This window comes from Actinosynnema sp. NPDC053489 (genome assembly GCF_044544865.1).
In the GTDB taxonomy this organism is placed as follows: domain Bacteria; phylum Actinomycetota; class Actinomycetes; order Mycobacteriales; family Pseudonocardiaceae; genus Actinosynnema.
Genome location: NZ_JBITXT010000007.1, coordinates 14,072 through 26,123 on the forward strand (window position 1 = coordinate 14,072; position 12,052 = coordinate 26,123).

Consider the following 12,052-nt stretch of genomic DNA (forward strand, 5'->3'; position numbering starts at 1 on the left):
GACCAGATTGGGCAGCAGAAGTGACCGTGACAGACCCCGGCCTCAGCCCGGAAGAGGTCGAGCAGCAGCGGCAGAGCCTGAGCACCGCGGGCGCGCGGAACCTGGCCAGCACCACCAAGTCCACCCCGCAGATGCAGGGCATCTCGCCCCGGTGGCTGCTGCGGAAGCTGCCGTGGGTGACCACCCAGGCAGGCACGTACCGGGTCAACCGCCGCCTGACCTACGCGCTCGGCGACGGCCGGGTGAGCTTCACCAGCACCGGCGCGGACGTCCGGGTCATCCCGCAGGAGTTGCGCGAGCTGCCCGTGCTGCGCGACTTCCCGGACGACGACGTGCTCGACGCGTTGGCCGACCGGTTCCAGCAGCGGGAGTTCCAGCCCGGCGACGTGCTCGTGGCGCAGGGCGACCGGGCCGACGAGGTGTACCTCGTCGCGCACGGCAAGGTGAACAAGGTCGGTCGCGGCAAGTACGGCGACGAGACCGTGCTCGACACGCTGGCCGACGGCGACCACTTCGGCGACGACGTGCTGCTCGGCGGCGAGGCGGAGTGGGAGTTCACCGTCAAGGCGGTGACGCCGGTGATCGCGCTGGCGCTGCCGTGGCGGGCGGTGCAGGAGCTGAACGGCCGGGCCGACGCGCTGCGGGCGCACATCGACGCGGTCGTGCGGAACGTGTCGAAGCCGCAGAACAAGCACGGCGAGGCGGCGATCGAGATCGCCTCCGGCCACGAGGGCGAGCCGGACCTGCCGGCCACCTACGTGGACTACGAGCTGGCCCCGCGCGAGTACGAGCTGGAGGTGGCGCAGACCGTGCTGCGGGTGCACAGCCGCGTCGCCGACCTCTACAACCACCCGATGAACCAGACCGAGCAGCAGTTGCGGCTGACCATCGAGGCCCTGCGCGAGCGGCAGGAGCACGAGATGATCAACAACCGGCGGATCGGGCTGCTGCACAACGCCGACCTCAAGCAGCGCATCCACACCCGCTCCGGACCGCCGACGCCGGACGACCTGGACGAGCTGCTGTCCCGGCGGCGCAAGACGGCGTTCCTGCTGGCCCACCCGCGCACGATCGCCGCGTTCGGCCGGGAGGCCAGCAAGCGAGGGGTCTACCCCGGCACGGCGGACGTGGAGGGCACGCGGGTCGTCACCTGGCGCGGGGTGCCGCTGCTGCCGTCGGACAAGATCCCGATCACGCCGCAGGGCACGACCTCGATCCTGGCCATGCGGGTCGGCGAGCAGGACAGCGGCGTGATCGGCCTGCACCAGCCCGGCATCCCGGACGAGGTCCAGCCGAGCCTGAACGCCCGGTTCATGGGCATCAACGAGAAGGGCATCGTGTCGTACCTCGTCAGCGCCTACTTCTCGGTGGCCGTGCTGGTGCCCGACGCGCTCGGGGTGCTGGAGCACGTGGAGATCGGCCGGTCCTGACCACGCCGCCGTGCCCGGCAGCCGGGGCGTCGCACCCGGCTGCCGGCCCTCCTCCCCCGCCGCTTACCCCGAACAGGAGCTGTGCCGATGACCGACCTGGACGTGAGCCTCGACCACCGGACGGCGCGCGAGGTGCTGGACTGGAGCCGTGCCGGCGTCGACCCGGTGCTGCGGGCGGCGGTGGACCGGTTGCCCGACTCGATGCGGGCGATCGCGGGCTACCACTTCGGGTGGTGGGACCGGGACGGCAGGCCGACGGGTGCGGACGCGGGCAAGGCGATCCGGCCCGCGCTCGTGCTGCTGGGGGCGCAGGCGGTGGGCGGCGCGGCGCACGCGGCCCTGCCCGCCGCGGTCGCGGTGGAGCTGGTGCACAACTTCTCGCTGCTGCACGACGACGTGATGGACGGTGACACGACCCGCAGGCACCGCCCGACCGCGTGGCACGTGTTCGGCGTGAACCCGGCGATCCTGGCGGGCGACGCGTTGCTGACGCTCGCGCTCGACGTGCTGGCGGGCAGCGGGCACCCGAAGGCGCAGCAGGCGATCCGGCTGCTGTCGACGGCGGTGCAGCGGTTGCTGGACGGGCAGAGCGCCGACCTGGCGTTCGAGGAGCGGGTCGACGTGCGGCTGGCGGAGTGCGTGCGGATGGCCGAGTGCAAGACCGGCTCGCTGCTGGGTGCGGCGTGCGCGTTGGGCGCGCTGTTCGGCGGCGGGCGGCCGGACCAGGTGGAGCGCCTGCGGTCGTTCGGCGAGCGGGTGGGGCTCGCGTTCCAGTTCGTGGACGACCTGCTCGGGATCTGGGGTGATCCGGAGGTGACGGGCAAGCCGGTGTACTCGGACCTGCAGAACCGCAAGAAGTCCCTGCCGGTGGTGGCGGCGCTGACGTCGGACACGCCGGCGGCCCGGGAGCTGCACGCGCTGTACCACGCCCCGCAGCCGTTGAGCGCGGGTGAGCTGGCCCGCGCGGCGGAGTTGATCGAGGTGTCCGGGGCGCGGGCGTGGAGCCAGGGGCGGGCGGACGACCTGCTGGAGCAGGCCCGCGAGGACCTGCGGGCGGCGGGGCCGTCGGAGCGGGCGGCGCGGGAACTGGACGCCGTGGCGAGGCTCGCCACTCGCCGCGACCACTGAGGTGCGGGGTGGCGCTTGACCTGCTGTTTCCTTGGTGACACGCTGCACTGACGGGTGAATTCACACGGGTCCATCAACGAAAACGCCGTTATCGCCCTCCTCGAACGTCGGTTGGAACAACGAGGCCGCCAACCAACCGCGTGCCCCGCCACCGACACCCTCCACCGCCTCGTGCCCCCGCCACCCACACCCTCCACCGCCTCCCGTCGCGCACCCTCGACCGCCGCTCCGGCACTCGCCAGCCGCGCACACCGCACCCGCCCGCACATCGCACTCGCCCGCACACCGCCCTCGTCCGCACACCCGTCCGCGCACCCGCGCACCCGCCCGCCCGCCTGCTCATCCCGCACCCCACCCCGTACCCCGCACCACCGCGAGCGACCTGCCCCTGACACCTCACCTGACGAGGAGCCGTGCCGTGGCCCTTCCCGTTGTGCTGCTGGCGTCGCCCCGGTCGTTCTGCGCCGGGGTGGAACGCGCCATCGACATCGTCGACCGGTTGCTCGACCAGCGCGGTGGGCCCATCCACGTGCGCAAGCAGATCGTGCACAACACGCACGTCGTGGCCGAGCTGGAGGCGCGCGGCGCGGTGTTCGTGGACGAGTTGGACTCCGTGCCGGACGGGGCGACGGTCGTGTTCTCCGCGCACGGGGTGTCGCCGGCGGTGCGGGAGGAGGCGGCGCGGCGAGGGCTCGACGTGGTCGACGCGACCTGCCCGTTGGTGACGAAGGTGCACGCCGAGGCGAAGCGGTACGCGGCGCGGGGTGACACGGTGGTGCTCATCGGGCACGCCGGGCACGAGGAGGTCGAGGGCACGGTGGGCGAAGCGCCCTCGCAGACCGTGCTGGTGGAGACGGTCGCGGACGTGGAGGCGTTGGAGGTGCCGGACCCGGCGCGGGTCTCCTACCTCACCCAGACCACGCTCGCGGTGGACGAGACGGCCGAGGTGCTGGCGGCGCTGCGGGCGAAGTTCCCGGCCCTGCGCGGCCCCTCGTCGGCGGACATCTGCTACGCCACGACGAACCGGCAGGACGCGGTGCGGGACGTGGCGCGCGACGCGGACCTCGTGCTGGTCGTGGGGTCGCGGAACTCGTCGAACTCGGTGCGGCTGGTCGAGACCGCGCGCCGGATGGGCACGCCCGCGCACCTGATCGACGACGTCTCCGACATCCGCGAGGAGTGGCTGGTCGACGCGCGGGTGGTCGGCGTGAGCGCGGGCGCGTCCGCGCCGCCGCGCCTGGTGGACGAGGTGATCGAGGCGCTGGGCGCGTGGGACGTCCAGGTCCGCGAGACCGCGCGCGAGACGATCCAGTTCACCCTGCCCGCGGCCGTGCGCCCCGGGCCCGGCCGGTCCTGAGTGGACCGACCGGGCCCGGGTGCCGTCACTCGTGCGCGACCGCCCGCAGGACGTTCAACCGGGCGGCCCGGACGGCGGGCAGGATCGCCGCGACCACGCCGACGCCGGCGGCGATCAGCAGGTACGAGCCCAGTCGCGCCCACGGGACGCCGAGGTCGGTGAAGCCCTGGTCCTCCAGCGCCCGCACGGCCACGACGCCGAGCGCGGTGCCGACGACCAGGCCGAGCAGCGCGCCGAACACGGAGATCACCACGGATTCGACGGTGATCATCCGCATCACCTGGGCGCGCCGCATGCCGATCGCCCGCAGCAGCCCCAGCTCGCGGGTCCGCTCGATCACCGACAGCGCGAGGGTGTTGATCACGCCGAGCACCGCGATGAGGACGGCCAGGGCGAGCAGCACCTGGATCATCAGCAGCACGGTGTCCAGCTGCGCCGCCTGCTGCCGCGCGTAGGAGCTGAGGTCCTGCACGGACACCTCGGGGTTGTCCGCGAACACCGGCTCGATGTCGTGGCGCAGCGCCGTGACGTCCACGCCGGGTCCGGCCTTGACGAACGCGCTGTTGAGCTGGGCCAGCGCGAACCCGTCGACCGCCGAGCGGGGCAGGAAGACGGCGTCGGTCACGACGGTGGTCTTGGCCAGCACGAACGCGACCGCGTAGGTGCGCTGCTCGCCCTTGGTCGTCTGCACGGTCGCCGTGTCGCCCTGCCGCAGCCCGAGCGCGCCGGCCGCGACCTCGTCCAGCCCGATCTGGCCCTCCGCGAGGTCGGCGACCGTGCCGCCGGTGGCGTCGAGCCCGAAGATGCCCCGCATGGCGGGCACGTCGGTGACGACCGCGCCGAACCCGCGCTGCCCGTTGACCAGCACGGTGTCGTGGTACCAGCCGAACGCCGATTCGACGCCGGGCGTGGCGAGAACCCGGTCGAGCCGGTCGGGGGTGAACGTGCCGCTGCCCGGTGCGCCGGTCGTCTCGCCGGAGATGATCAGGTCGGCCTTGATCTGCGTGTCGGCGACCTTGGTGATGCTGGTGGTGGCGGAGGTGAGCACGACGCTGACGCCGGTGATCAGGGCGATGCCGACCATGAGCGCGGCGGCGGTGATGGCGGTGCGGCGCGGGTTGCGGGCGGAGTTGCGCCTGCCCAGCGTGCCGGGCACGGACCAGGCGAGCAGCTTGCCGATCGCGGAGACGACGGGCCTGCTGATCACGGGGGTGAGCAGCGCGACGCCGACGAACGACGCGAGCAGCCCGGTCATGACCAGCCACAGGGTGCCGTCGGTGAACCCGAGGGCGAGCGCGCCGCCGCCGGCCAGGGTGAGGGCCGCGCCCGCGACGGTGAGCCGGGTCAGCGGTCGGTCGGGGGTGGCGGCCTCGCGCAGCGCCGCGACCGGCGGGATGCGGGACGCCCGCACGGCGGGCAGCAGCGCCGCCAGCACGGTGACGACGATGCCGACCGCGAACGACGAGATCACGGCGGAGGCGGGGACGGCGATGCCGGCCAGGTGCAGGCTGCCGCCGCCGAACGTGCTGAACAGCTCCGCGAGCAGCGCGCCGACGCCGATGCCGGCGGCCAGGCCGACGACGGAGGCGATGAGGCCGATGACGACCGCCTCGGTGACGACGGAGGCGATCATCTGCTTGCGGCTCGCGCCCATGGCCCGCAGCAGCGCCAGTTCGCGGGTGCGCTGGGCGACGATGATGGAGAAGGTGTTGAGGATGATGAAGACGCCGACGAACAGGGCGATGCCGGCGAAGCCGAGGAGCACGTAGTTGAAGAACTCCAGGCCCTCGCCGATCCGGTCGGCGGACTCCTTGGCCAGTTGCTCGCCGGTCTTCACCTGGTGGGAATCACCCAGCCGGGCCTGCACGCGGTCGCGCAGCACGGTCTGTGACACGCCGTCGTCGGCTCGCACGGTGATGCCGCTGTACGCGCCGGGCGTGCCGAGCAGCAGGCGCTGGGCGGCGGGTTCGGTGAACGCGGTGGTCAGCTCGCCGCCGAGGGAGTCGCGGTTGCCGGGGTAGCCGAAGATGCCGGAGACGGTGAACGTGCGCTTCGGTTCGAGGGTGAGCACCGAGATGGGCTCGCCGACGGTGAACCCGCCGGTCCGGGCGAGGTAGGCGCTGATGGCCACCTCGTCGTCGCGCTGCGGCGCGCGGCCCTCGCGCAGCTGCTCCTGGCCGCCGTCGCGCCAGGCGGTGCCCAGGCGTGGCGCGCCGGTGGTGGTGAGGACCTTGCCGTTCTCGCCGATGGGGCGGGCGGAGCCGGTGACGTCGCCGACGGCCGTGCGGACGCCGTCGACGGAGCGGACGGCGTCGAGGTCGGCGGCGGTCAGGGTGCCGGCGGGGGCGGCGTCCGGGTCGTCGCCCTCGATCCGGGGTTTGACGGCGACGTGGACGTCCACGTCGGAGTAGACGGTGGTGAACAGGTCCTTGAACGACCGGTCGAGCGTGTCGGTGAGGACGAACGAGCCGGCCACGAACATGACGCCGAGCACCACGGCGAGCCCGGACAGGACCAGCCGCAGCTTGCGGGCGAGGACGCTCTTGAGCGTCGCCTTCAGCATCACGCCACGACCAGCCGGTCGTCGCCGTCGAGGTGCTTCATGGTGTCGAGCACGGCGGCCGCGGTCGGGTCGTGCAGCTCGGTGACGATGCGGCCGTCGGCCAGGAAGACGACGCGGTCGGCGTACGAGGCGGCGTTGGGGTCGTGGGTGACCATGACGACGGTCTGGCCGAAGTCGCGGGCGGAGCGCCGCAGGAAGCCGAGCACCTCCGCGCCGGAGCGCGAGTCGAGGTTGCCGGTCGGCTCGTCGGCGAACACGACCTCGGGCCGGGAGACCAGGGCGCGGGCGCAGGCGACGCGTTGCTGCTGGCCGCCGGAGAGCTGCGTGGGCCGGTGCGCGAGCCGGTCGCGCAGGCCGACGGTGTCGATCACGGTATCGAACCAGGCGCGGTCGACGGGTTGGCCGCCGATGGCCATCGGCAGGGTGATGTTCTCCTCGGCGGTGAGCGTCGGCAGCAGGTTGAACTGCTGGAAGATGAAGCCGACCTGGCGGCGGCGCAGCTCGGTCAGCCCCTTGTCGCGCAGGCCGTTGACCTTGGTGTCGCCGATCCAGACGTCACCGGAGTCGACGGTGTCGAGGCCGGCGAGGCAGTGCATGAGCGTCGACTTGCCGGACCCGGACGGTCCCATGATCGCGGTGAACCTCCCGCGGTCGAACCCGACGCTCACCCCCGCCAGCGCCGTGACCGCCGCTTCCCCCGTGCCGTAGGACTTCCACACGTCCACCGCTCTCGCGGCGGCCCCCACGTTGCCCGTCACCGGTCCTCCACCTCTCGCGCGGGACGGCGGCCGCCGTCCACGGCAGCAAATGTGGTGGACCGGCGGGTGCCGGCGCGTCCGGAATGACCCCGGAATCGCGGTCGGGGTATTTCCCGGAGGGGGTGCGGGGGCGCCGAACATCAAACCTTGGTCAACAACCGTTGTGAGAGCGCTCCACCCGTCCCTACGTTGGGCCACGGCCACAAGCCGCTCGGTGGTGAGCTCATCACCAGGACACTGGACGCACCACTCACGTGTTCTGCGAGGTAAGCGTGATCGCGAATCCCACACCCATCGGGTAGACCCCCGGCGGACGCCTGGGACGACCAGTCCCAGGCGATCCGAGGTGGGCGAAGGCCGAACGGACGGTGGAGCGGACCGATCATCCGACGCCTGCGCGCACCCGTGAACACCGGTTGGAAGCGACCGCGCACGGACCGTCGCCACGGGCCGCCATTGCTCCCACATGGCGGGAAAACCGAGACAGGAGCCGTGATCACTCGTAGGGTCTAGCGGCGTCAGCGACCCTGACACCCGCGTGATGAAGATCAAGGCCGACGGCTACGAGGAGCTGGTGTGTCGACCCTCCGGGTGCGCCCCTACACCAGAACCGGCGGGCGGACGCGCTCCGCTACCACGTTGGCCATCGAGGCCATCGTGACGACGAACCGAAGGGCGGACTCGGACGCCCTCACGTCGACCGCGGAACACCGCATCATCAGCGACCTGTGCCGCAATCCGCATTCCGTCGCGGAAGTCGCGGCGACTTTGCGGTTGCCGCTCGGAGTGGTGCGCGTGTTGTTGGCGGACATGTCGGACATGAGCCTCATCAACGTGCACCGGGATGAGGGGATCGACGACCGGGGCAGGCCGTCACTGGAGTTGATGGAACGCGTCCTGACGGGTTTGCGCCGAATCTGAGCGCTCCCGCAACGCGCGGATCACGGCGATCATGTCCTCGCCGCCGTGCCCCAGGTCGACCGCGCGGGTGAACAGGGCCAGGCACGCGTCCAGCAGCGGTGAGGCGACCTCGGCGGCGCGGGCGGCGTCGGCGATGAGCTGGTTGTTCATCAGCACGTCGCGGGCGGCGGCCTGGGCGTCGTAGTCGTCGGCGAGCAGCTTGGCGGTCTTCGCGCGGGACACCTTGCTCGACATCGGACCCTTGTCCAGCACCTCGACCAGCGTGCCGAGGTCGAGGCCGTGTCGTTCGGCGAAGTGGAACGACTCGGTCAGGCCGGTGGTCATGGTGATCAGGAAGAGGTTCACCGCGAGCTTCATCAGCAGGGCGTTGGGCGTGGGGCCGCAGTCGACGACCTCGGCGCACATCGGCGCGACGACCTCGCGCACCCGGGCCACGGCGGCGGGCTCGCCCGCGAGCATGCCCACCAGCTCGCCCGCCTCGGCGGGGCCGCGGGAGCCGGAGACGGGCGCTTCGACGTAGTCACCGCCGGCGGCGCGGACGTCGGTGGCGAGGCCGTGCGAGTAGCCCGGCGAGGTGGTGCCCATGTGCACGATCGTGCGGCCGGCGACGTGCTCGGCGAACCGGTCCGTGCCGCGTTCGAGGACGGCGTCGATGGCCTGCTGGTTGGCCAGCATGAGGATGACGACGTCGGCGGAGGCGAAGACCTCGGCCGGGGTGGCGGCGACCCGCGCGCCCGCGTCCCGCAGCGGTTCGGCGCGGTGCGGCGAGCGGTTCCACACCACGAGCGGCCGGCCGGAGCGGGCCAGGTTGAGCGCCATCGGCTGACCCATGATGCCGAGCCCGACGAATCCGACCTCCACCGCGACCTCCTCGCACGACGGCACGGCGCCGTCTCCCCGGTGCGAGTCAACCCGGGATCGGCGCGGAGGTCTTGAACGGTGGTGCGGTCGGGTCGCGCGGTCAGGAGGTGGGGAGGCGGACCAGCGTCGCGCCCTCCCGGGTGTCGCGCACGACGAACTCGGCGATCTCGTGCCAGCGCAGGCCCACGGAGCCCTGCAGCGTCACCGGGTCCTTGCCGGTGTCGGAGGCGGCGGCGAGCCACGAGCCGACCACCACCGCCTCACCCGTGCGGGACTTGGCGACCAGCTCGCACCTCGCGGGGCCCTTCGCTCCCTTCACCTCGACCTGCAGGGACGTGCCCCACGGCTCGGGACCGGCCGCGAGCCGGGCGGACACGCCGGTGGTGGGGTCGGTGCGGCTGATGACGCCGGACGAGTCCGGCGAGCCCTTGGCCAGGTTGGTCTGCTCGGGCACCGAGGGGCCCGCGGAGGCGGCGACCGGGTCGGACGGTGCGGCGACGTTCACCGACACGACCGCGGTCAGCACGACGAGCACCACCGCGGCGGCGGCGGCCAGCAGCGCGACGGTGCGGCGCTTGCGCGCCCGGGTTTCCGAGACCGAGTCGAGCATGGCGCGCACCGAGCGGCCGTCGGGCCGCTCCCCCGCGTTGGCGCGCAGCATGCCGTTGGCGTCGGCCTCGTCGAGCAGGTCGGGCAGTTGGGCGAAATCGCGGAGGTCGAGCGCACACCGACGGCACTGGGCGAGGTGGTTCTCGAACGCGTCGACCTCGTCCTCGTCGAGGACACCGAGGACGTACGCCGCCACGTCGACGTGGTTCGGCAGCGAAGTCACCTTGTCAGCCCCGATCCTGCAACGCACGCCGCAGGGCGCGGAGCGCGTAGTACACCCTGGACTTCACCGTGCCGGGCGGCACCCCGAGCACCGCCGCGGCTTCCCCGACGGTCCGATCCCTCAGGTACGTCTCGAGAATAGCCTCCCGGTGTTCCTCCGTCAGTCCGTTCATCGCCTCGGCCACGACTATGGCGGCCAGCGTGCGGTCCGCCTCGTCGCGCTGCGGTGCCTCGTCGGTCGGCGTCAACTCCGACTCCTGCGGTCGGACGCTCCGCTTGCGACGGTCGTCGATGACCAGTCGCCGGGCGACGGTGAACAGCCAGGAGCGCAGCAGGACGGGGTCCCGCTCCAGCTTCTCGGCGTTGCGCCACGCCCGCACGAGCGTCTCCTGGACGATGTCCTCTGCCCACTGCCGGTCGTTGCCGGTCAACCTCATGGCATGACCGAGCAGCGCGCCGCCGAACTCCTGGTAGAGCCTGCGGATGAGCTCGTCCTCCAGGGTCGCGTCCGAGCGGTGGTGATCTCTTTGGGGGGAAGTGCTGCGTCTGTGCCGCGCCACGCCGTGCATCCAAGCGCGCCGGGGGCCGTCGCGTCGAGGGTTTGGCCGCAAAAAAAGTCGTCGATTTGTTCGTGAACCGTCACCGCAACGTGTCCGTACTCCACGGTATCCGCGGCAAAGGCACGGACCCGGCTCACCCGGTCCCTAGGCCTTTCGGCGGACCCGCCGGCAGGAGGAAGGACCAATGATGCGAAGTCGACGTGCCCGGGTGGCGTTGTCGCCGGTTCCGGTGGCGATGGCGTTGGCGCTGGTCAGCGCGTGTGGCGTGACCGGCGTCGACACCGCCGCCGGCCCGGCCGCCGCGAACGGCGCCGGTTCCGGTTCGACGACTCTCCAACAACCGCCGGAATTCGGCAACCAGCCGCACCAGATGCTGTCGGCCACCGAGTCGAAGCAGGTCGGGTGGTTCGTGGCGGACGCGGGGGGCTTCGCGCTGTACCGCTACGACAAGGACACCGCGAAACCGCCGAAGTCCAATTGTGACGGCGAGTGCGCGAAGGCGTGGCAGCCGGTTGTGGTCAGCGACCACACGATGACCTCCGGGGTCGACCCGACGCTGGTCGGCTCGGTGGCCCGCGCGGACGGCCGCAAGCAGGTCACGCTGGCCGGGTGGCCGCTGTACCGGTACTCGGGCGACAAGAAGGCGGGCGAGCTGACGGGCCAGGGCAAGGGCGGCACGTGGTTCGCGGTGACGCCGGAGGGCAAGAAGGCGCAGGCGAACGACGGCGCGGCGCCCGCGCAACCGTCCACCGGCGACGGTTACTGAGGCGGGAAACCCATGTCAGCCAAGCTCTTCGCGGTGGCCGCACTGGCCCTGGCCCTGCTGGCGCCCGCGGCGCTGCCCGGCGTCGCGCACGCCGACGACCCGCCCGCGGCCGGTCCGGTGGAGCAGACGCCGCTGGGCCCGATCACCGCGCTGGACAAGGAACTGCTGGTGAAGGTGCGGCTGGCCGGCCTGTGGGAGATGCCCATGGGCGAGGAGGCGCAGACCCGCGCGGGCAGCACCCGCGTGAAGGAGGTCGGGGCGCAGCTCGCCGGCGACCACGCGTTCCTGGACGAGCGGGTGGTGCGGCTGGCGTCGCAGATGGGCGTGCCGCTGCCGGACGAGGCCAACGCCGACCAGCAGTCGTGGATGGCGGAGATGCGGTCCCGCACCGGCGCGGCGTTCGACGACTCGTTCGCCAACCGGCTGCGGGCCGCGCACGGCTCGCTGTTCCCGGTCATCGGCACGATCCGGGCCACCACCCGCAACGAGGCGATCCGGCAGTTCGCCCAGATCTGCAACCAGATCGTGCTCAAGCACATGACCCTGTTGGAGAGCACCAACGCGGTGACCGAGGTGGGCCTGTCCAAACCGGTGGCCGCGGGCGCGGCGCCGGTGAGCGCGGACCCGGTGCGCGCCTCGGCGCAGTTCCCCGCGGGCGGCGGCGGCCCGAGCCCCCTCTCGGTGCTGCTGATGTGCCTGGTGGGCGCGGTCGTGACGATCGCGATCCTGCGCCTGCTGCGCCCCCGCGCCGACGTCACGTGAAAGGAGGTGGTGGCCGGACGGCACAGCGCGTCTCCCACCGCGGAGAACTCCCGCACCCTCGAACCCGCCCGGCAGGTCGTGACCACTCCTGCGCGGCCCGCCGGGCGGGCCGACA

General features: G+C 72.4%; 11 protein-coding genes. 6 read left to right on the plus strand and 5 right to left on the minus strand.

Annotation, left to right across the window (positions count from 1 at the left end; genetic code table 11):
- Positions 1 to 20: 20 nt before the first annotated feature.
- The 3 genes from ACIGNX_RS17390 (at position 21) to ispH (ending at position 3,915) form a co-directional block, all read left to right on the plus strand.
- Positions 21 to 1,430: a family 2B encapsulin nanocompartment shell protein gene (locus tag ACIGNX_RS17390; protein WP_396541106.1), complete on the plus strand. Its 1,410-nt coding sequence runs from the start codon at positions 21 to 23 to the stop codon at positions 1,428 to 1,430.
- A gap of 87 nt (positions 1,431 to 1,517) precedes the next feature.
- Positions 1,518 to 2,558: a family 2 encapsulin nanocompartment cargo protein polyprenyl transferase gene (locus ACIGNX_RS17395; RefSeq protein WP_396541108.1), complete on the plus strand. Its 1,041-nt coding sequence runs from the start codon at positions 1,518 to 1,520 to the stop codon at positions 2,556 to 2,558.
- 418 nt (positions 2,559 to 2,976) lie between these two features.
- Complete coding sequence (gene ispH, locus ACIGNX_RS17400) at positions 2,977 to 3,915, plus strand: 4-hydroxy-3-methylbut-2-enyl diphosphate reductase (protein ID WP_396541110.1); 939 nt, start codon at positions 2,977 to 2,979, stop codon at positions 3,913 to 3,915.
- A 25-nt stretch (positions 3,916 to 3,940) separates the two neighbouring features.
- Here the strand turns inward: ispH and ACIGNX_RS17405 are convergent, their stop codons facing one another.
- Both ACIGNX_RS17405 and ACIGNX_RS17410 read right to left on the minus strand, forming a co-directional pair.
- Positions 3,941 to 6,478 (minus strand): ABC transporter permease, encoded by a 2,538-nt coding sequence (locus ACIGNX_RS17405; RefSeq protein ID WP_396541112.1) that lies wholly within the window; start codon positions 6,476 to 6,478, stop codon positions 3,941 to 3,943.
- On the minus strand, positions 6,478 to 7,236 hold the full coding sequence (locus tag ACIGNX_RS17410; RefSeq protein ID WP_396541114.1) for an ABC transporter ATP-binding protein: 759 nt from the start codon (positions 7,234 to 7,236) through the stop codon (positions 6,478 to 6,480). The genes ACIGNX_RS17405 and ACIGNX_RS17410 overlap by 1 nt, the downstream gene beginning before the upstream one ends.
- Positions 7,237 to 7,812: 576 nt before the next feature.
- Between ACIGNX_RS17410 and ACIGNX_RS17415 the strand changes: the two genes are divergently transcribed.
- The gene (locus tag ACIGNX_RS17415; protein WP_396541116.1) at positions 7,813 to 8,157 is read left to right on the plus strand and encodes a DUF742 domain-containing protein; all 345 of its coding nucleotides are present in this window, start codon (positions 7,813 to 7,815) and stop codon (positions 8,155 to 8,157) included.
- Here the strand turns inward: ACIGNX_RS17415 and ACIGNX_RS17420 are convergent.
- The 3 genes from ACIGNX_RS17420 to ACIGNX_RS17430 all read right to left on the minus strand — a co-directional run bounded on the left by ACIGNX_RS17420 (position 8,110) and on the right by ACIGNX_RS17430 (position 10,418).
- A complete protein-coding gene (locus tag ACIGNX_RS17420; RefSeq protein ID WP_396541118.1) occupies positions 8,110 to 9,018 on the minus strand; it encodes an NAD(P)-dependent oxidoreductase in 909 nt (302 codons plus the stop codon). The two genes, ACIGNX_RS17415 and ACIGNX_RS17420, sit on opposite strands and share 48 nt — an antisense overlap.
- Before the next feature lie 100 nt (positions 9,019 to 9,118).
- Positions 9,119 to 9,850: an anti-sigma factor family protein gene (locus ACIGNX_RS17425; RefSeq protein ID WP_396541120.1), complete on the minus strand. Its 732-nt coding sequence runs from the start codon at positions 9,848 to 9,850 to the stop codon at positions 9,119 to 9,121.
- A gap of 4 nt (positions 9,851 to 9,854) precedes the next feature.
- Positions 9,855 to 10,418 carry a sigma-70 family RNA polymerase sigma factor gene (locus ACIGNX_RS17430; protein ID WP_396541122.1) on the minus strand — a complete coding sequence of 188 codons (564 nt, stop codon included), beginning with the start codon at positions 10,416 to 10,418 and terminating at the stop codon, positions 9,855 to 9,857.
- A gap of 178 nt (positions 10,419 to 10,596) precedes the next feature.
- Between ACIGNX_RS17430 and ACIGNX_RS17435 the strand changes: the two genes are divergently transcribed.
- On the plus strand, positions 10,597 to 11,175 hold the full coding sequence (locus tag ACIGNX_RS17435) for a hypothetical protein (protein WP_396541124.1): 579 nt from the start codon (positions 10,597 to 10,599) through the stop codon (positions 11,173 to 11,175).
- Between the two features lie 12 nt (positions 11,176 to 11,187).
- Positions 11,188 to 11,937, plus strand: a complete 750-nt coding sequence (locus ACIGNX_RS17440; RefSeq protein ID WP_396541126.1) for a DUF4142 domain-containing protein — start codon at positions 11,188 to 11,190, stop codon at positions 11,935 to 11,937.
- Positions 11,938 to 12,052 lie beyond the last annotated feature (115 nt).